We start from the raw sequence: 18838 nt of genomic DNA on the forward strand, positions 1-18838 counted from the left end.
TCCCTTCTGTGCCATATCAATGACGTGCATAAGTCTTGTCGAGCAGGTTGATGGGCGTCAGCGCCTCCCCTGCCTCCTTGGCCTTCAGGGTCTCTTCCTTCACCTTGGGATCGAGCCAAAGCAGGCCGCCGCTGCTGTGAGGGTAGCCATCCATGGGCCAGTAGAGCAGATCCGGCGTGTTCTTGGTGGCGGGCACCTCGGGCAGCATCACGTAGCGCCAGCTGCTGGCCCGCACGTAGTTGAGCTGCACCCCGGGCACGAAGATGGCGAGATCATAGATACGCTGCTGGATCTGGCGAGAGAGCTCGGCCCGCTTGGCCATGTCGAACTCGACGTTGTAGGCGTCGATCAGCCCATCGAGCTCTTTGTCGGCCACGTTGAACAGGTTGTTGGTCTGCGGCTTGTTGGCGTTGGCCGAGTGGAACGACTCCCAATACTGCGGATAGAGACCACCGCCGGCCCAGCCCATCCAGGCCGCCTCGTGTTTCTTCTCCAGCATCGCCTTGAAGCCGGTGGCGCCGTCCACCAGGTTGAGCTCCAGATCCAGCCCCGCCTTCTTGGCCTCTTCTTTGAGCACGGTCAGTCGCTTGGAGTGCTCCTGGCTGGTGTAGGTGAGCGCGAGGGTCAGCCGCTCTCCCTTGTCGTTTTGCAGGATGCCGTCCGGCCCCGGCTTGGTATAGCCGCCCTTGGCAAAGTAGTCGCGCGCCTTGGCGATGTCATAGGCCCGCTCCGGCAGTTGCATGTCGGTGAACTCACCAAAACCCGAGCCGAAGGTGGTGGCTCTGTCGTAGTCGCCACGCAGCACGGTTTTAATCATCTTGTCGATGTTGAGGGTATGCTGGATGCCGAGCCGCACGTTGAGGTCAGCCAGCTTGGGAGTGGCGATATTGAGATGCAGCCCTTGACCGCCCTGCTTGGTGTCGGTCATGGCCATCACCTTCTGCACGTATCCCTGCTTGTATTCGGGAGTGACCGCTTTTTCATGCCACCAGTTGGGCAGGATCATCTCGAAGGTATCCAGCTCTCCTTTCAGGAAGTGACGAAAGGCGATGTTGTGATCGCGGATCACCTGCACCTTGATGGTGTCGAGGTTGAACCTGTGCTGGTTGTAGCGATCGTCCTTTGCCCACCACTCCTTCTGCTTGCTGAAGGTGATGGACTTGCCCTTCTTCACGTCGCTCATCACGTAGGGGCCGGTGGTGGGCACCACGGCCCAGTTGTACTGCTTCACCCAGTTGGGGGTCAGCTTGTAGTAGTGCTTGGGCTGCGGCCACAGCTCGGTGGTGTTGAGCAGGTCCAGCTTGGCCTTGCGGGTACCCGCCTTGACCAGAATGGTGTGGTCGTCAACCTTCTCCACTGCCACCACTTCGGTGGTGTAGTAGTTGTTGAACCAGGGCCCCTTGATGTCCTTGGAGCGCATCATCTCGTAGCCGAAGGTGTAGTCATCGGCAACCACCGGCTTGCCGTCGGACCACTTGGCGCGCGGATCCAGCTTGAAGTAGACGGTCTGGTTGTCCGGCGCGATGGCCCAGTGGGTCGCGAGCGACGGCATGGGGTTGCCGGTATTGGGGTGGAAGCTGATGAGCCTCAGCTGGTTGTCCATGATGAAGGAGCGGAACGCGCCGTTGGAGTCGGGCCCCACGGTGCGAAACGTCAGTGGAAAACTGTCCACGAACATGGTGATGCTGCCACCCGGCAGCGCCTTGGGCGAGGCGAACACGGGGTCGGTGTCATTGGTCTCCCACTTGAGATCCGCAGGCAGGCTGGCCGCCCACACCCAGGAGCCGTTCACCAGCACAAAGAGAGCACCTATCCATTTGATTTTATTTTTCATGTTTGACTTCCAGGTCATACCCCTGCACTGGGGGCTTGTCGATTCAAGGGTGAGCAACCGGGGCCACAAGCCCGCCCCAGGTCACTGATAACGGGTAAATTTACGCGGATCGAACGCCTCGCGGATCGCCTCGCCAATGAAGGAGACCATGATCAGCACCAGGCTCACCGCTGCCACCACCGAGCTCACGATCCAGATGGCATCCAGGTTGTTGATGCCCTGGGAGAGCAGCTCCCCCCAGCTCGGGGTGGGCGGGGCTAGGCCGAAGCCCAGATAGTCCAGCGCCGTCAGGGTGGAGATGTTGCCCACTACGGCAAACGGCGCCAGGGTCACGATCATCATCAGGGTGTTGGGCAGAATGTGGTGGAAGATGATCCGCCCGGTGCCGGCCCCCTGGGCCCGCGCCGCCATCACATAGTCCCGCGCCCGCTCCTTGTAGGTGAGGGTGCGCATGTACCAAGTGATGCCCATCCAGCCGAACAGCACGTTGATGGCCACGAACAGGCCGAAATTGGGCTTGGCCAGCGACACCAGGATCATGATGACGTAGAGGAACGGCACCTGGGACCAGATCTCGATAAAGCGCTGCAGCACCAGATCAAACCGCCCGCCGAGGAAACCCATCATGCAGCCGATGGTGACCCCGATGGCATAGCTGGCCACCAGCGCGATGAAGGCGAAACCGATGGCGATGCGAAAGCCGTAGACCAGCCGTGCCAGTACGTCGCGACCGCTGGTGTCGGTGCCAAGCAGGTGACGCTCGGCCAGGCTCGGCGCATAGGGAGGGTAGGCATCCTGCTTGAAATCCTGCTCATAGGGGTTCCAGGGTACCGGTGGCAACACCACCCAATCCCCCTTGCCATCGGTGGCGAATTTGGCTTTGAGCTGGCGATAATTGGTCTCGTACTCGTAATCGAGTCCGAACTGCTGACCCGGGATCACGTCGCCATAGGTGGGAAAATAGAGCTCCCCCTGATAGCTCACCATCAGTGCCCGGCTGTTGACCAAAAGCTCCGCCAGCAGGGAGAGCAGCACCAGGGTGGTGAAGATGATGAAGGAGTAGTAACCGCGCTTGATCGATTTGAAACGCTTGAGTTTTTTTAAGGTGACAGGGTTCATGCTCACTCTCCAAACCGTACTCGGGGATCGACCAGGGCCACGCAGATGTCGGAGACGATATTGCCCACCAGCATCAGCATGGAAGTGATGGCCAGAATGCCCATTACGGTGGGGTAATCCCGCTCGACGATGGCCTCGTAGCCGAGCAGACCGATGCCGTCGATGTTGAAGATGGTCTCGATGAGAAAGGAGCCGCCGAAGAAGACGGTGAGCACCGATCCCAGGTGACTGGCGATGGGGATCAGGCTGTTGCGCATGGCATGATCGGTCACCGCCTTGCGAAACGGCAGCCCCTTGGCCACGGCGGTGCGCACGTAATCCGCCGACAGGTTCTCCATCAGGCTGTTCTTCATGGTCATGGTGAGGATGGCGAAATCACCGATGGCGTAGGCGATGAGCGGCAGCAGGGCATGGGCGAAGACGGTGCGGATCTGATCCCAACTGCTCTCCATGCCGTCGAACTCGTCCCCCGGGAAGCCCCCCATGGGCAGCCACTCCAGATGAAACGCGAACACTGTGATGAGGAAGATGCCCACCACGTAGGCGGGCAGCGCATAGGCCATGTAGATGAGCATGGAGCTGAGCGAATCGAAGCGGCTGTTGTGCCTGAGCGCCTTGGCCACCCCGAGCGGGATGGAAACGGCATAACTGAGCAGAAAGGTCGCCAGCCCGAAGAAGGCGGTCACTGGCAACCTGTCCTTGATGAGGCCCCACACCGGCTCGTAATAGCGGGTCGATTCGCCAAGATCCAGCACTGCCAGCTTCTGCAGCCACTCCCAATAGGCGACCAGCATGGGCTTGTCGAGCCCGTAAAAGGCCTTGAGCTCCTCGATCTGCTCGTCAGAGAGCGCCTGCGCCCCCTTGCTGCCGCTGGAGCGGCCCGATTCGTTCTGAGAAACCTGGGCTTGCAGCAGCATGCGTTCGACCGGGCCGCCCGGCACGAAGCGGGTGATGGTGAAGACGAGCAGGGTGATACCGAGAAACGTCGGGATGATCAAAAGCATCCGACGTAAGAAATACGACAGCATGGTGGAACCTCGTCCTTGTTGTTCTTTTATGGCCAGTCACATCCGGTGACGGGCCTGTCCTTCCTGGCATTACTCACTGGATAGCCGGTTATTGACAGACTATCCGCTCGGTCACTGTAAAAGCTCTGCAACAAAAATCAAGTAGAACGAAGGGAATGACATGCCCCTTTGGCAAACCGTGGAATTTACTGTGAGTTTTTTATGAAAAAGCCAACTTCAAGATAAAAAACTGCGACATGAACAATTTAAATAACGTTTAAATTTTCAATCAAATTTACAAGAACAGCCAAACAAAAACATCTTTTTTATATAAAACAACAAGATATGATAAAACAGAATTAAATCACCCTTCTCTATATGGGCAAGCTGAAATCCGGCTCAACAATGCAATCTGAACCTCAGCCGAACACACTACCAAAACAGAAAATAATGCTAAAAAAGTCTTGGTTAACAATATAAAAACTAGCGAGACATCCCCCCTATCGATAAGTTCAAAATTAATCAATAAAATGGAAACCACTCATTTTAACATCGATTTCACATCGTAAAATATCATCAAGTCAGAATAAACCGCTGCGAAACCGGAAGTATTAAAACATAGTCAGCTTATTGCGCCCCCCTTCCCCATCCACACCGCCTCAATTGACGTCAACCGTCAAAGCTTGATAAGCCTTACGCATCGCTCCAACGAGGGCGGTATGGAAGCAAACAAAAAAACAACCAGGAAGGATATAAGCGATGCTTAGGAAAAGCAGACTCTCTGCTGCCGTAGCGTTTGCCTTGGCGAGCGCGGCAGTAGTAGCCACCCCTGTTTTGGCCGAAGAGGGTCAAAACGTCGAAAAACTCCAGAAGATCAAGGTCACCGGCTCCCGTATCTCGCGCGTCGACGTGGAAGGTGCCACCCCGGTTGTCTCTGTCACCAAAGCCAAGATCGAACAATCCGGTCAGCAGACCGTGGCAGATTACCTGAAACAGGCCTCCTACAACTCCTTCGGCGGCGTATCCCCCTCCTCCGGCAGCTCCTTCCAGTCCCAGTCTACTGTTGGTCTGCGCGGTCTTGGCTCAGAGCGTACCCTGGTGCTGCTCAACGGCAAGCGCGTCGCCGGTTCTCCTACCATGGGTGGTACCTCCATCAACCTCAACACCATCCCCATGGCGGCTGTTGAGCGGGTGGAAGTGAACCTGGATGGCGGCTCAGCCATCTATGGTTCTGACGCCATCGGTGGCGTCATCAACGTGGTGCTGAAAGAGGGTTACGAAGGTCTGACCTTCCAAGGGCGAATTGGTAGCCCAAGCGAAGACGGCGGTGACGAAAAGAGCGGTTCCATCGTAGCCGGTATTACCGGTGAAAAAGGCTCCCTGATGACTGTCTATGAGCACGACAAGAAGGACATCATCTACAGCCGTGACCGTGACTACCTAGCCAAACAAGGCAACGAATCACCCAGCGTTTACGGTCGCAACGTGGAAGGCATCACAGGCCTGGACGGCAATGGCGATCCTATCTGGACATATGGCCCGCTGGCAGGTTCCACCAATCCTGATGGCACCTGTAAAGACCCCTTTGTAAACGCTGATGGTGGCTGTAACTTCAACTACGGCCAGGTTGCTGCCAAGACTGCGTCCCGCAGCCGTGACACCCTCTATGTAAATGGCCGCTATCACATCAATGACAACGTCGATTTCGTACCCCAGATCATTGGTTCCCGGGTCGAGAGCTTTAGCCGCTTTGCACCTGCTGCAGGCGCCTTTGCCATAGATCCTGCCAACCCGAAGAATGCGCAATTTTTCACCGACAACGGCCTGGATGCCGCGGCAACCCAAGGACTGGGCGAAGCTGCTTACGCCTACTACCGTTTCAACAACGTCGGTACCCGTGACAACTTGGTCACAGACACTACTGGCAGTATGAACCTCGGCTTTGAGGGCACCATCACAACTGAAAGCGTTGGTGACATGCAGTGGAATGCCGGCTACATGTACTCCAAGACCGACAACAAGGAAAACGGCACTGGCTATGTGCTGAAGTCTGCCGCCCAAAAGGCTATCGAGGATGGCAAGTTTGTCGGTGGTGAATTTGATTCCTCCACCACGGCCTCCATGGCCGCCGACACCAGCCGCCGTTCCACCATGGACTTCTACCAGTGGTATGCCGGTGTCCAGTGGGACATGGGAGAACTGCCGGCAGGGCCGGTCAGCTGGTACGCAGGTGCCGAATACAACGACTGGGTCTATGCCGACAAATACGATGCCCAATCGGAAGCTGGCAACATCATAGGCTCCGCCGGTAACTCCTCTGGTGGTGTTCGTGACGTGACTGCTGCCTACATCGAGTCCCTGGTACCCATCACAGATCAGATTGAGCTCAACGTCGCCGGTCGCTTCGACAAATACAGCGACTTCGGCAGTGCCTTCTCACCCAAGACCAGTCTGCGCTACCAGCCGCTGGACAACCTGATGCTGCGCACTTCCTGGTCTCGTTCGTTCCGGGCTCCCAGTCTGAGTGATCTCTACTCTGCAGACTCCTTCTCGGCCGACTGGGCCAAGGACTATGTCTATTGCGAAGCAAACGGTATCTCGGCTGCTGCTTGCCCCAACAAACAGTACGATACCACGCGGACTTCAAACGAAAAGCTGAAGGAAGAGACCGCAGACACTTGGAACTTCGGCGTGGCCTACAGCCCGCTGGATGACCTGAACCTGTCACTGGACTACTACACGGTCAAAATCACCGACGTCATCCAGCTGAACTCTCTGCAGTCCATCATCTATGACGAACTGAACAACGGCAGCTCCAGCAACATCACTCGTAACAGCCAAGGCAAGATCAAGGGCGCTATCGCTCCCATGGTCAACCTGGGTGAACTGAACACCAGCGGCCTGGATTTCAAGGCTGACTACAAGTACGACCTGAACGTGGCAACCATTCGTTATGACTTCGGTGGTACCTACATCCTGGAATACAAGGAAGGTCTTTATGCCGGTGGGCCGGTTGTAGACAAGATTGGCCAGAACGGCAAGCCGCAGCTGCGCTTCAACTCCGGTGTCGGGGTCAATGTGCCGCAGTGGTGGAACATGGACACCTACCTGAGCGCCAGCTACATCGACTCCCAGAGCCAGGACTACATTGCCGATACCGGTGAGGAAGTGGGTCATATCGCCTCCCAGACCACCTGGAACCTGAACGTCGGTGTGGATGCCCCCTGGGACGGCAAGATCCAGGTCGGTGTGAAGAACATGTTCAACGTAGGTCCGTCTCTTGAGAGCGATGGTTTCACCTACGACGAAGATGTGTACAGCATCGATGGTCGTATCTACTACCTCGACTACACCCAGAAGTTCTAATCAACTCCCGTTGAGATATAAACCCAAGCCGGCCCGGTCGGGCCGGCTTTGCCCAACGTCCAAGGAAGTTACGGAGATAGGGTAATCCTATGAAAACAAGGACAATTACAATGAAGAAAGCGCTCCTCGGCAGCCTGGTTTCTGCTGCCTTGCTGACCAGCTTCAATCTGAGCGCCGCCTCTGCCAGCCAGGCAGTGGACGCTCAAGCCGCCACCGACAATGCATCCAAAGTGTCCCAGCAGAAGATCGACAACTACGCAGACTCTGCCGAATCCGCCCTCGCCCAGTACAAGGCCGCCCTGCGTCAGGTCGACAGCCTGCGTACCTACAACGAGCAGGTGGGCAAGATGGTCGACTCCCAGAGCAGCGAACTGGCCTCGATGCAGCGCCAGATCGCCCAGATCGATCAGACCAGCACCGAAGTGGTGCCGCTGATGCTCAAGATGATCGACTCCCTCGAGCAGTTCGTGGCGCTGGATCTGCCGTTCCAGAAGGTCGAGCGGGAGGATCGCGTCGCGGCCCTGACCGACCTGATGAACCGGGCCGACGTCACCATCTCCGAGAAGTACCGCAAGATCCTGGAGGCCTACCAGATCGAGGAGGGCTTCAGCCGCACCATCGAATCCTACAAGGCCAGCCTGGCCAAGGATGGCGGCGAGAAGACCTACGAGTTCCTGCGCGTCGGCCGCATCGCCCTGCTCTACCAGTCCCCGGACGGCAATGAGACCGGCATGTGGAACAAGAAGACCCGTCAGTGGGAAGAGTTGCCCCAGGAGTATCGCAGTGCAGTGGAACAGGGCCTTCGCATCGCCAAGAAGCAGGCGCCCCCCGCCCTCATCAAGCTGCCGGTTCAAACTGCGGAGAAAGCATCATGAAAGGAATCAAACTTGCCATCGCCTCGCTGATCGCGGGCGCTACCCTGATCACCCTGCCGGTGACCGCCGCCGAGAAACCGGTGGACCTGAACGCCCTGCTCAATCAGGTCAAGGCCGCCAGCACCACCGAATCCCAGCTCAACAAGGAGCGGGAAGCCCGCTTCCTGGCCGACAAGAACGAGCAGGCCGCTCTGCTGGCCAAGGCCAAGGCAGAACTGGCTGCCGAAACGGCCAAGGGTGAGCGGCTCAAGGCCACCTTCGATGCCAACGACAAGCAGCTGACCGAGCTGACCGAGACCCTGCGCCAGCGTGCCGGCAACATGGGCGAGATGTTCGGGGTGCTGCGCCAGTTCGCCGGCGAGTTCAAGGGGATCTTCAACGCCTCTGCCCGCCGGGTCGAACATCCGGAGCAGACCGCCCTGCTGACCCGCCTGGCCGAGAGCAAGGAGCTGCCCTCCAGCGATGACCTGACCGCCTTCTGGACCACCACCCTCAGCCGCATGGTCGACGGTGGCAAGGTCAGCCAGATCCCGGCCACCGTGGTCTATGGCGAGGGCAACCAGGCCGAGAAGACCGTCACCCAGATCGGCGAGTTCAACACCGTCTCCGAAGGCAAGTACCTGACCTTCGTGCCGGAGACCGGCAAGTTCGAACAGCTGCCCCGTCAGCCCGACAAGGGGGTGCTGGAGCCCATCGCCGAGTTTGAACGGGGTGGTGGCGGCGTCAAGCCGATCTTCGTCGACCCGTCCCGCGGCGTGATCCTCTCCCTGCTGGTGCAGTCGCCGACCCTGAAGGAGCGGATCGACCAGGGTGGTGAAGTGGGCTATGTCATCATGGTGCTCGGCGTGCTCGGCACCCTGCTGGCGCTGTTCTGCGGCGCTCGCCTCTCCCTCATCGGCGGATCCATGCGCAAGCAGCTGAAATCCGATCAGATCATCAAGGGCAACCCCATCGGCGAGATGCTGGGGGCCTACCAGAGCCATCGTGGCGACAACATCGAGGATCTGGAGTCCAAGCTCGACGAGATCATCCTGCGCAACGTGCCCAAGTTCGAGAAGGGCATCAGCATCATCAAGCTGATCGCCTCGGTCGCGCCGCTGCTGGGTCTGCTGGGTACCGTGGTCGGCATGATCGCCACCTTCCAGGCCATCACCCTGTTCGGTACCGGCGATCCCAAGCTGATGGCGGGCGGTATCTCCGAAGCCCTGGTCACCACCATGCAGGGTCTGGTGGTCGCCGTGCCCATGCTGTTCCTCTACACCATCGTGCAGACCCAGAGCCGTCGTCTGATCCAGGTGCTGGAAGAGCAGAGCGCCGGTTTCGTCGCCCGCTACCAGGAACGTCTGCACGCCTCCAAAGCCGCAGCGTAAGGAGTCACCCATGTGGTTCTGGTTGATTGAAGAAGTCGAGTCGGTCCGCCGGTTTCTGGGATTGGGGGGCGACGTACTGGTCGCCCTGTTCTTCCTGACCCTGATGATGTGGGCCCTGCTGCTGGAGCGCTGGTTCTACTTCATGGCGGTCTACCCCAAGCAGGTGAAGCAGACCAAGGCCGCCTGGCTGGCCCGCAGCGATCACCTCTCCTGGTCCGCCAAGCAGATCCGGCGCGAGCTGGTCTCCCGGGTGGCCATGGCGGTGGACAAGGGGATGCCGGTCATCAAGGTGCTGATCGCCCTCTGCCCGCTGATGGGGCTGCTCGGAACCGTGGTCGGCATGGTACAGGTGTTCGACACCCTGGCCATCACCGGCACCGGCTCACCGCGAGCGATGGCCTCGGGGATCTCCAAGGCGACGGTACCGACCATGGCAGGCATGATTGCCGCCCTTTCCGGCCTGTTTTTTGTCAACCAGCTCGATCACAAGGCCAAGCTGGCGGTCGAGAAGCTGGAAGACAACCTGAAACACGGTTGATGCAGGATGCACTCCCCCGCCGGGCCCGGCTCTGGCGGGGGCACAGAACAAGCAAGGAGTTTTTGCCATGAGAAAACGTCACAGCGACAGCAGTGCTGATGAGGCGGCCATCGATTTGACCCCCATGCTGGACATAGTGTTCATCATGCTGATCTTCTTCATCGTCACCACCTCGTTCGTTAAGGAGTCCGGCGTGGAGATCAACCGCCCGAGCGCCAGCACGGCCGAGACGGTGAAGAAGGGGAACATCATGGTCGCGGTCCGTGAAAACGGCCAGGTCTGGGTCGACAAGCGCATCGTCGAAGTAGGTGCCGTGCGCGCCAACATCGAGCGGCTGCGGGCCGAAAACCCGGAGAGCGCCGTGGTGATCCAGGCCGATACCGAATCCCGTTCAGGTCTGGTGGTCCAGGTCATGGATCAGATCCGCATGGCCGGTGTCCAGAACATCTCCATCGCGGCGAGCAAGAGCAGCTGATGCCGGAGCGAGCACCATGAGATACCTGATATCGTTGGCGGTCTCCTGTGTGGTGGTGTTCTTCCTGTTTCTGGGAATGAACAAGCTCATCACACCGGATCACCGGGAGTTGGTGGAGAAGGAGGACGTCAGCATGACCGACTTCATCCGCATCAAGCCTCAGGAGACCCTGCAAGAGAGACAACGCGAGCTGCCCAAGCCGCCGCCCCCGAACCGGCCCCCTCCCCCTCCCGAGATGGAAGTGGCCAGCACGGACCGGCCGCAGATGGAGAGCTCGCCGATGGACATGCCCAAACTCGACATCCCGGTCAACATCGGTGGCGGCAACGCCCTCGGTGCCTACAGCACCGGCGGTGGTGGCGGCGGCATGGGTGGCAACAACGGCGCCATTCCGCTGGCGACCTTCGAGCCCATGATGCCCCGCAAGGCGGCGCTGGCCGGCCTCGCCTCCGGCAAGGTGCTGGTGGAGTTCACCGTCACCGAGCGCGGCACCGTCAGCAACGTGCGGATCGTCAAAGAGGATCCCCGCAGCTACGACCTCGGCAAGGAGGCCCGCAAGACCATCGCCAAATGGACGTTCAAGCCGGCCATGGTCGATGGCAAGCCGCAGGCCACCCGCATGCAGCAAGAAATCGAGTTTGCGGTCAACTAAGGAAGGTGGCGATGAAAAAGTTACATACCCTGATCCTCGCCCCGGTCGCCATGGCGGTGCTGCTCAGCACCGCCGGCTGGGCCGCCGAGCAGCCTGCTCTCTCTGATCGCGCCTACCGCGCGGTCAACAAGGCGCAGGCACTGATCACCGAGAAAAAATACGGCGAGGCCAATGCCAAGCTGCAGGAGGCGCTGTCCGGCGCCGGCGAGCGGGTCTATGACAAGGGGGTCATTCTGCAGACCCTGGGCTTCGTGGCGGCGCAGCAGGAGAAGTACGGTCAGGCAACCAAGTACTTCGCCGACGCCATCGCCACCGGCGGGCTGCCCCAGCCGGTGGCCCAGCAGGTGCGCTACAACCTGGCCCAGCTCTACATGGCGGAGGGCAACTTCAAGGCCTCCATCAGCACCATGAACCAGTGGTTCGCGAGCCTGGGCAAGGACGAGAAGCCGACCCCGCATGCCTACATCACGCTGGCCAACGCCCATGTGCAGCTCAAGCAATATCGGGAAGCCATTCCGGCGGTGGACAACGCGATCAAGCTCTCCGCGGGCAAGGCGCCGGAGTCCTGGTATCTGCTCAAAATGGCGGCCCACTACGAGCTGAAACAGTACAAGCCGGCCACCGAGGTGCTGACCGCGCTGGTCGACCGCTATCCGGAGAAGAAGAAGTACTGGACCCAGCTGTCGGCCATGCACATGCAGGCAGGCAACGATGGCAAGGCGCTGGCAGCGCTGGAGGGGGCCTACAACCTCGGCATGCTGACCGAGGCGGCCGAATTGCAGCGTCTGGCCAACTACCTGGCCTTCGCCGGCATTCCCCATCGCGCCGCCCGCGTGATGGAGAAGGCGATGAAGGAAGGGACCATCGAGAGCAACGCGGCCAACTACAAGGCGCTGGCCAACTACTGGCACCAGGCCAAGGAGCTGGACCCGGCCATCGATACCCTGGCTAAGTCCTACAAGCTGGCCCCCAACGCCGAGCTGCAGCTCAAGATGGCGCGCATGATGATCCAGAGCAAGCGCTACCAGGATCTGGTGGCCTTCGCCGCCAAGCCCGCCGCCAATGCCAGCGGCGAGCAGCGGGCGGATCTGAAGTTCCTGACCGGGGTCGCCTATTTTGAGCAGCAAAAACCGAAGGAGGCGCTCAGCGCCTTCACTCAGGCTGCCCAGAACGGCAACGTCAGTGGCCGCGCGTCGCCCTGGATCAGCTTCTTGAAAGAGCAGCAGGGCGGCGCAGTCACCCAATAAGTAACCCAGGCGTGCCGGCCTGGGGGATTTTTTCCCGGCATGGCACGCAATGACACCCGGCAGGACGGGCACCCTCCCCGCCCTGCCGGTCAACAACAAGGGGGTCACCCCGCAGATTGCCTTGGTGGCAATTGGCCGCTCCCCGGAGCGGTCTTTTTTATGCCTCTGCCTTTATTATCCCGCCATAAAAAAATCCGGAGCCTGAGCTCCGGATTGGATCATTGCCTTGCGAGAGAACAGGCTAGGCAGAGTGCTGGCCTGCTCCTCAAGCGGTCATCAGTAGCTGCATACCAGTTTCCAGCTACCATCGCCCGCTCTGAGCTCGCAGCTGGTACAGCAGCCTGGACAACTCAGTAGCTGCACACCAGCTTCCAGCTGCCATCACCCGCCTTGGGCTCGCTGCTGGTCCACCAGTTGGCCTGCCACACCGCCTTGTTGTTGGTCATCCGATCACCACCGTTGGCGTGATCCCCCTGCGGCCAGGTCGGATAGGCCTTGTAGGCGGCCGGGTTGACGTTCTGGCTGCTGCAGGTGGCGCCGCCCGGGTTCTCACCGCCACCACTGCTGCCCAGCACGGCCTCCGGCAGGGTCGGGAACTCGGCCTTGAGGCCCGCAGTCTGGGTGCCGCTGATGATGCGGATACCGCTCGGCACACCGGCGGCCGGCAGATAGTAGGTCATCGCCACTTCCACGTCGCTGCCCGGCGCCCACGCCTTCCAGGTCGGCAGCGTAAAGGCCGCTTTGTGGAAGTCCTTCTCGTTGGCGATACCGTCGGAGTTCTGGTTGCCGCCGCTCTCCACCACTTTCAGCCCCATCCCGCTCTGGTCGGTGATGGTATCGGAGGTGGAGGTGGGCACCAGGAACTCGATGCGGGTACCGCCCGGAATGGTCTGGGTCGAGTTGTTGGTGAGCTTCAGAGTCGGGTTGATCGGGTAGTTGGAATCCCCCTCCTTGAAGCCGGAGAGGCTCACCGCGATGTCGAGCTGGGCGGTTGGCGCCGCCAGATCGTTCTGCTGGGTGTTGTACTTGGCTGCCTTGGCGAACTTCTCGTAGGCGAGCGTGGTCAGCGTGCTGCCCATGCCGTACTCGTTCTTGGCCGGATCGAAGGCGTAGTCACCCGCCATCTCCCAGAACATGACCCCACCCAGGCCCCGCTTGATGATGTAGTCGAGCTTGTGGCCCATGGACTCTTCATCTTCGGTGGAGAGGAACACCTTCTTCTCTTCGTTCCACAGCCAAGGCGCCTGCGCCTTGTCATCGTAGTAACGCACGTACTTGCCCTGCATCACGTGAGCCGGGTTGTTGGGATCCAGACCCCAGGCCTGGCCGTAGCTCGGCATGGTGGTGATACCCAGGCTGGCGGCGTTCTCCAGGTTCTTGGCATGCCACATGGGCACGGCGCCACCGCCGATCTCCTTGCCGTTCTTGTCGAGATCATGCCAGATGTTGTCGATGCCGACCGCCCCGTTGCCGCACGGAATGGTGCTGCCACCGGTACCCGGCTGACAATCGCTCTGGCTCGGCAGGGCTGCCTTGCCGGCAAGGCCGTGGGTGCCACCGCTGACCCCTTGCCAGCCGCGGGTGTAGTAAGGCACACCCACGTTGATCTTGCCGGCCGCCAGGGCGCCACGGAAGTAGTGGGCAGACCAGGCCGCGTTGAGGTAGCCGATGCCGCCAAACTGGCTCTGGGTATAGACGCCCCAGTGGGCAAGTTCGGCATCCGCCTTGTTGTCGAACAGGGCGGCGTTGTGACCGACGAAGTTGTTCCAGGCGCCGTGGAAGTCGTAGGTCATCAGGTTGACGTAGTCGAGGTACTGGGTGACCTGGAAGTTCTCCATGCCGCGCAGCAGGTAGGCCGAGGCCGGCGAGGCGATGGTCAGCATGTACTTGCGACCATCCTCGCTGCCGGCACTGTCGAGCTTGCTGCGCAGGGTCTGCATCAGCACCTTGTAGTTGGCAAACAGCTTGCCGCGGCACTGGTTGGAGAGCGGGAAGTCATTGGGGTTGCCCGCATCCTTCATGGAGGTGGGATATTCGTAGTCGACGTCGACCCCGTCAAAGCCGTACTGACGGATGAAGCTCACCGCCGAGATGGCAAAGGCGTTGATGCCGTCGCTGTTGACCGAGCAGTCACCCTTGGTGGTGGCGGTATAGAAGCCGCGGGTATCGGCCCAGCCTCCCACCGAGATCAGGGTCTTCACGTCCGGATACTGCTTCTTGTACTTCGACAGCAGGTTGAAGTGGCCCTTGTAGGCAAACTCCGGATCCATCTCGGCACCCGGCACGCCGTCCCAGGTCATCTTGGTCGCCGAGTCGTCCACCTTGATGGTGTGGCTCTGCTCGTCCACCGCCGCGAAGGCGTAGTTGATGTGGGTGATCTTGTCCCAAGGGATGTCGCTCACCAGATAGGAGGGCAAGCCGTTCTTGCCGGTACGCCAGGAGGTGAAGTAGCCGATGACCCGACGGGCGTGGTCATCCCCCATGCACTCGTAACCGTCCGGGCGGTAGATCTGACGGATATCGCAGGAGAGGTTGCCGCCGGTGGGCGGCAGGGCTGCCTCTTCCACCTGTACGTCGACCTGGCTCGATTCGCCGCTCAGGTTCTCCTTGTCGGTCGCCACCAGCTTGAGGCCGGCCAACCCCTTGCTCTGGGGCGTCCAGTTCACCTGCCAGGGGGCACTGGTGTCTTCGCCCACTTTCTTGCCATCGACGAACAGCTCGACCTTGGTGACATCGTTGTTGGCATCGGTGACGTTGCCGCTCACCGCCACGCTGCGACCCAGGGTCACCTTGGCGCCGCTAGCCGGGCTGCTGATGCTCACCTTGGGCGCCTCTGGCGCCACCACGGCGGCGACGTTGAAGCTCGAATCCGCCTCGCTCAGCACCTTGCCATCTTTATCCAGTGCCCGTGCCTTGAGGGCGTGGGCGCCGACACCGGCGGCACTCCAGCTGCCGTTCCAGGGCGAGGCGCTCGCCGTGGTCACCAGCTTGCCGTCGATGAGGTATTCCACCCGAACCAGCGCCGTCACCGGGCCGCTCAGGGTCACCGCCAGCGCGACGCTGGCCCCCTCGTTGAAACTGGTGCCGGCAGCCGGCGAGCTGACGGCTACGCCGAGCGCCGGAGGCGGCACGTCCCCACCATAGAGTTTCCAGGCATCGGCCCAGACCACACCCACCCCGGGGGCGTAGTGATAGGGCGAGGCCCCGCACCAACCGGAGTAGGGAAATTCTTTGCACTCATAGAGATTGCCGACGTTGCTGACGATGTCGCCGGCCTTGTAGGCGGTACCGGCCTGATAGGCGGGATAGGCGGCCTGTGCCCAGGCGGGCATGGCAGCCAAAGCCACCAGCATGGCAAGCCTGCTGGGCCTTAGGGTCTGTTGCATATTGTTATCTTCCTTGTTTTGTCTTGGCATTGGTCACCAAGGCAAAGAACAAGCGCAACCTGCGTGATGGGCGCAGACAACTGGCAATGGACCTGCCACAAACGTCACCCTCACCCTGGGAAGCCCCGCTATCTGGATCGCACGATCTGAAGACCGGAGGCATTGCGTCCCGGCATCTCGACCGGTTTGCCCTTTACCTGGGTTCCGTGAGGAACAAGCCGAGTATAGGAATCAACCAGCCGAGTCTCAATCTTCATTCTCGAGGAAAAATATGTGGATGCCAGCCAGATCACATTTTCACTGATGTGACGAAATAACTATTTTGTCATTAATTTCATACTGTTAGCCAAGTCAAAAAAACCGGCATTGCCCTCATTTGTATCCCCGTAATGTGCGTTGGCTCACTGGTATGACATGCCAGAAATGTGACAATGCGCGCCCTTGGCCAATGCGCCAAGGCTATGGAAACACTGGCAAAAAATAAAAAAGGAACAGTTATGAAAGGAACACGTACCCTGCTGTCGCTGGCCGTGGGGCTTGCGCTCGCCTCCCCGTCCGTCTATGCCGCCGGCTTCAGCTGCCCGGCCGACAGTGCCCTCACCCCGATCCCGGTCATTCAGGGCAGCGGCGACAAGAGCCCGCTCATTCCCGCCGACAAGTTCGAAAGCCCCCAGAGCGTCATGGTCAAGGCGGTGGTCTCTGGCCTTGGCGAGAGCCTCAACAAGGGGTTCTACCTGCTGGATGTGCAGGGCGACGGCAACCCCCAGACCTCGGACGGCATCTTCGTCTTCCTGAACGACAAGAACTTCGCCAGCAAGTACCCGGACATCAAGCCGGGTGCCGAAGTCTGCCTGGAGGCCAAGGTTGAGGAGTATTACAACCACACCCAGCTCAAGCCGGTGTTTGACAGCGGCACTCCGCGCCTGCAGGTCGTCGCCCAGGGCTCGGTCCCGGCCGCCATCCCGCTGCGGGTGCTGGAAAACGAGACCCTGGCCCGGGCGCTGGAGCGCCACGAAGGGATGCGGGTACGGCTCGATGCCGACAGTGCGCTCAAAATCAGCCGCAACTTCAGCTATGACTACGCCGCCCGGCGCAACAACCTGGTGCTCTCCCACCAGGCGCCGCTGATGAAACCGACCCAGCTGCACGACGCCGACAGCAAGGCCGCCAAGGCGCTGGCCAAGGCCAACGCCGGCAACCGGGTGTTCCTCGAATCGGACTTCAAGGCCGCCGACGGCAAACTGCCCTGGCTGCCGGCCTGGGAGCCTGAGCAGGGTTACCTGCGCATCGGCGACGCCCCGGTCAATCTGGACGCCATGGTGGGCTACAGCTACAACGAGTACCGGCTGATCGTGCCGCAGGAGCAGGTGATCACCGCCGGCGATCTGCTGCGCACCAGCGACAACGACCGCCAGAGCGCCCCGGCCCGTGCCGACGGCACCGATCTGCGCGTCGGCAGCTTCAACGTGCTCAACTACTTCACCAGCCACTCCAGCGTGGGCGGTGCCCTCAACGTGCTGTGCAAGGATCAGGCGGATGCGGACAGCGCCAAGGGCTGCAACCGCGGCGCCAAGAACCTGGAAGATTTCCAGAAACAGCGCGCCAAGATCGTCAACGCCATCACCGAGATGGATGCCGACCTGCTCGGCCTGATGGAGATGGAGAACAACGGCTTTGACAGCCACTCCGCCATCAGCGACCTGGTGCAAGCCCTCAACGCCCAGCAGAAAGAGGCGGGCAAGCAGTACGCCTTCGTCACCCTGCCCAAGGCGCTGCTGCAGGGCGAGCACTACTTCGGTGGCGACGCCATCATGGTGGCCATGATCTACCGGCCGGCCAAGCTGGCACCGCAAGGGGACGCCAACGTCATCACCCTGCCGGTGCAGAAATACCTGGATGCCAAAGGGGTCGAGAAACAGGCCTCCCAGCGTGACTCCCTGGTGCAGACCTTCACCGTCGAAGGCAGCAAGGATCCGCTGACTTTGGTGGTCAACCACCTGAAGTCCAAGGGTTCAGGCTGCCTGGAAAACTTGGACGGCAAGGAGCCGGCCGATCTGCAGGGCAAGTGCACCGAGTTCCGGGTCAGCGCCGCCAAGGTGTTGGGCGAGGCGGTGAGCAAGCTGCCCGGTCAGGTGCTGCTGGTGGGCGACTTCAACTCCTACGCCCGGGAAGATGCGATCCGGGTGCTGACCGACTATGTGCCGACCGACGGTCAGCGCAAGATAGTCTCCGCCTCCCAGACCTTCCTCGGCGACCAGGTCTTTGAGCAGACCGGCAGCGAAGTGGCCAAGAGCTACGGCCTGGTGGACATGAACGTCAAGTTCAACAAGGAGAAGGCCATCTCCTACAGCTACGAGGCCGAGCTCGGCACCCTGGACTATGCCCTCGCCAACCCGGCGCTGGCCGGCAAGGTGATCGCCGTGGCCGACTGGCACATCAACTCGTTCGAAAGCAACCTGTTCGAGTACGGCCGGGACTTCACCGGCGACATGATCAAGTCGGACAACCCGTTCAGCGCCTCCGACCACGACCCCATCATCGTCGACCTCAAGCTGAAAGAGGAGAGCAACGGCGGTGGTGGTGCCATGGGCGCCCTGCTGCTGGCGCTGCTGCCGCTGGCCTGGCGTCGTCGCCACGGCTGATGACCCATCGCCATCAAACCAAAAGCCCGCAGCGATGCGGGCTTTTTTATGGGCCGGCCGGCACAACCGGTGTGCCGAGCACAAAACAAAAAGGCCACCGCAGTGCGGTGGCCTTTTCTACTTTCATTACGAAATATGGTGGAGCTACGCGGGATCGAACCGCGGACCTCTTGCATGCCATGCAAGCGCTCTCCCAGCTGAGCTATAACCCCGATATATGTGAGTGACATTGAGTCACTCTGAATTTGGTGGAGCTACGCGGGATCGAACCGCGGACCTCTTGCATGCCATGCAAGCGCTCTCCCAGCTGAGCTATAACCCCAAATG

At 60.3% G+C, this 18838-nt stretch carries 12 protein-coding genes, 2 tRNA genes and 1 riboswitch; of the genes, 8 read left to right on the forward strand and 6 right to left on the reverse strand.

Features of this window, described 5'->3' with window-relative positions:
* Positions 1-16 precede the first annotated feature (16 nt).
* The 3 genes from PG900_RS15155 to PG900_RS15165 all read right to left on the reverse strand — a co-directional run bounded on the left by PG900_RS15155 (position 17) and on the right by PG900_RS15165 (position 3981).
* Complete coding sequence (locus PG900_RS15155; protein WP_270797657.1) at positions 17-1834, reverse strand: extracellular solute-binding protein; 1818 nt, start codon at positions 1832-1834, stop codon at positions 17-19.
* Positions 1835-1915: 81 nt separating this feature from the next.
* Positions 1916-2959, reverse strand: a complete 1044-nt coding sequence (locus tag PG900_RS15160) for an ABC transporter permease (protein ID WP_181014829.1) — start codon at positions 2957-2959, stop codon at positions 1916-1918.
* On the reverse strand, positions 2956-3981 hold the full coding sequence (locus PG900_RS15165; RefSeq protein ID WP_011707197.1) for an ABC transporter permease subunit: 1026 nt from the start codon (positions 3979-3981) through the stop codon (positions 2956-2958). The genes PG900_RS15160 and PG900_RS15165 overlap by 4 nt, the downstream gene beginning before the upstream one ends.
* A 738-nt stretch (positions 3982-4719) precedes the next feature.
* Here PG900_RS15165 and PG900_RS15170 point away from each other — a divergent pair.
* The 7 genes from PG900_RS15170 to PG900_RS15200 all read left to right on the forward strand — a co-directional run bounded on the left by PG900_RS15170 (position 4720) and on the right by PG900_RS15200 (position 12483).
* Positions 4720-7326: a TonB-dependent receptor plug domain-containing protein gene (locus PG900_RS15170; protein WP_206818731.1), complete on the forward strand. Its 2607-nt coding sequence runs from the start codon at positions 4720-4722 to the stop codon at positions 7324-7326.
* 110 nt (positions 7327-7436) lie between these two features.
* Complete coding sequence (locus PG900_RS15175) at positions 7437-8201, forward strand: DUF3450 domain-containing protein (protein WP_016351821.1); 765 nt, start codon at positions 7437-7439, stop codon at positions 8199-8201.
* Positions 8198-9571, forward strand: a complete 1374-nt coding sequence (locus tag PG900_RS15180; RefSeq protein WP_270797655.1) for a MotA/TolQ/ExbB proton channel family protein — start codon at positions 8198-8200, stop codon at positions 9569-9571. The genes PG900_RS15175 and PG900_RS15180 overlap by 4 nt, the downstream gene beginning before the upstream one ends.
* A 10-nt stretch (positions 9572-9581) precedes the next feature.
* Positions 9582-10109: a MotA/TolQ/ExbB proton channel family protein gene (locus PG900_RS15185; protein ID WP_010633019.1), complete on the forward strand. Its 528-nt coding sequence runs from the start codon at positions 9582-9584 to the stop codon at positions 10107-10109.
* A 67-nt stretch (positions 10110-10176) separates the two neighbouring features.
* On the forward strand, positions 10177-10584 hold the full coding sequence (locus PG900_RS15190; RefSeq protein ID WP_010633018.1) for an ExbD/TolR family protein: 408 nt from the start codon (positions 10177-10179) through the stop codon (positions 10582-10584).
* Between the two features lie 16 nt (positions 10585-10600).
* Positions 10601-11236 (forward strand): energy transducer TonB, encoded by a 636-nt coding sequence (locus PG900_RS15195; protein ID WP_024943514.1) that lies wholly within the window; start codon positions 10601-10603, stop codon positions 11234-11236.
* An 11-nt stretch (positions 11237-11247) separates the two neighbouring features.
* A complete protein-coding gene (locus PG900_RS15200; RefSeq protein ID WP_024943513.1) occupies positions 11248-12483 on the forward strand; it encodes a tetratricopeptide repeat protein in 1236 nt (411 codons plus the stop codon).
* Between the two features lie 350 nt (positions 12484-12833).
* Here PG900_RS15200 and PG900_RS15205 read toward each other — a convergent pair whose 3' ends face one another.
* A complete protein-coding gene (locus PG900_RS15205; RefSeq protein WP_408770538.1) occupies positions 12834-15869 on the reverse strand; it encodes a glycosyl hydrolase family 18 protein in 3036 nt (1011 codons plus the stop codon).
* A 115-nt stretch (positions 15870-15984) separates the two neighbouring features.
* Positions 15985-16070: riboswitch (cyclic di-GMP riboswitch) on the reverse strand.
* A gap of 296 nt (positions 16071-16366) precedes the next feature.
* Here PG900_RS15205 and PG900_RS15210 point away from each other — a divergent pair.
* On the forward strand, positions 16367-18511 hold the full coding sequence (locus tag PG900_RS15210) for an ExeM/NucH family extracellular endonuclease (RefSeq protein ID WP_270797653.1): 2145 nt from the start codon (positions 16367-16369) through the stop codon (positions 18509-18511).
* A gap of 136 nt (positions 18512-18647) precedes the next feature.
* Here PG900_RS15210 and PG900_RS15215 read toward each other — a convergent pair.
* Positions 18648-18723, reverse strand: a tRNA-Ala gene (locus PG900_RS15215).
* A 34-nt stretch (positions 18724-18757) separates the two neighbouring features.
* Positions 18758-18833 (reverse strand) — tRNA-Ala (locus PG900_RS15220).
* Positions 18834-18838: the final 5 nt, after the last annotated feature.

The sequence above is a fragment of the Aeromonas sp. QDB03 genome, from assembly GCF_027707985.1.
In the GTDB taxonomy this organism is placed as follows: domain Bacteria; phylum Pseudomonadota; class Gammaproteobacteria; order Enterobacterales; family Aeromonadaceae; genus Aeromonas; species Aeromonas hydrophila.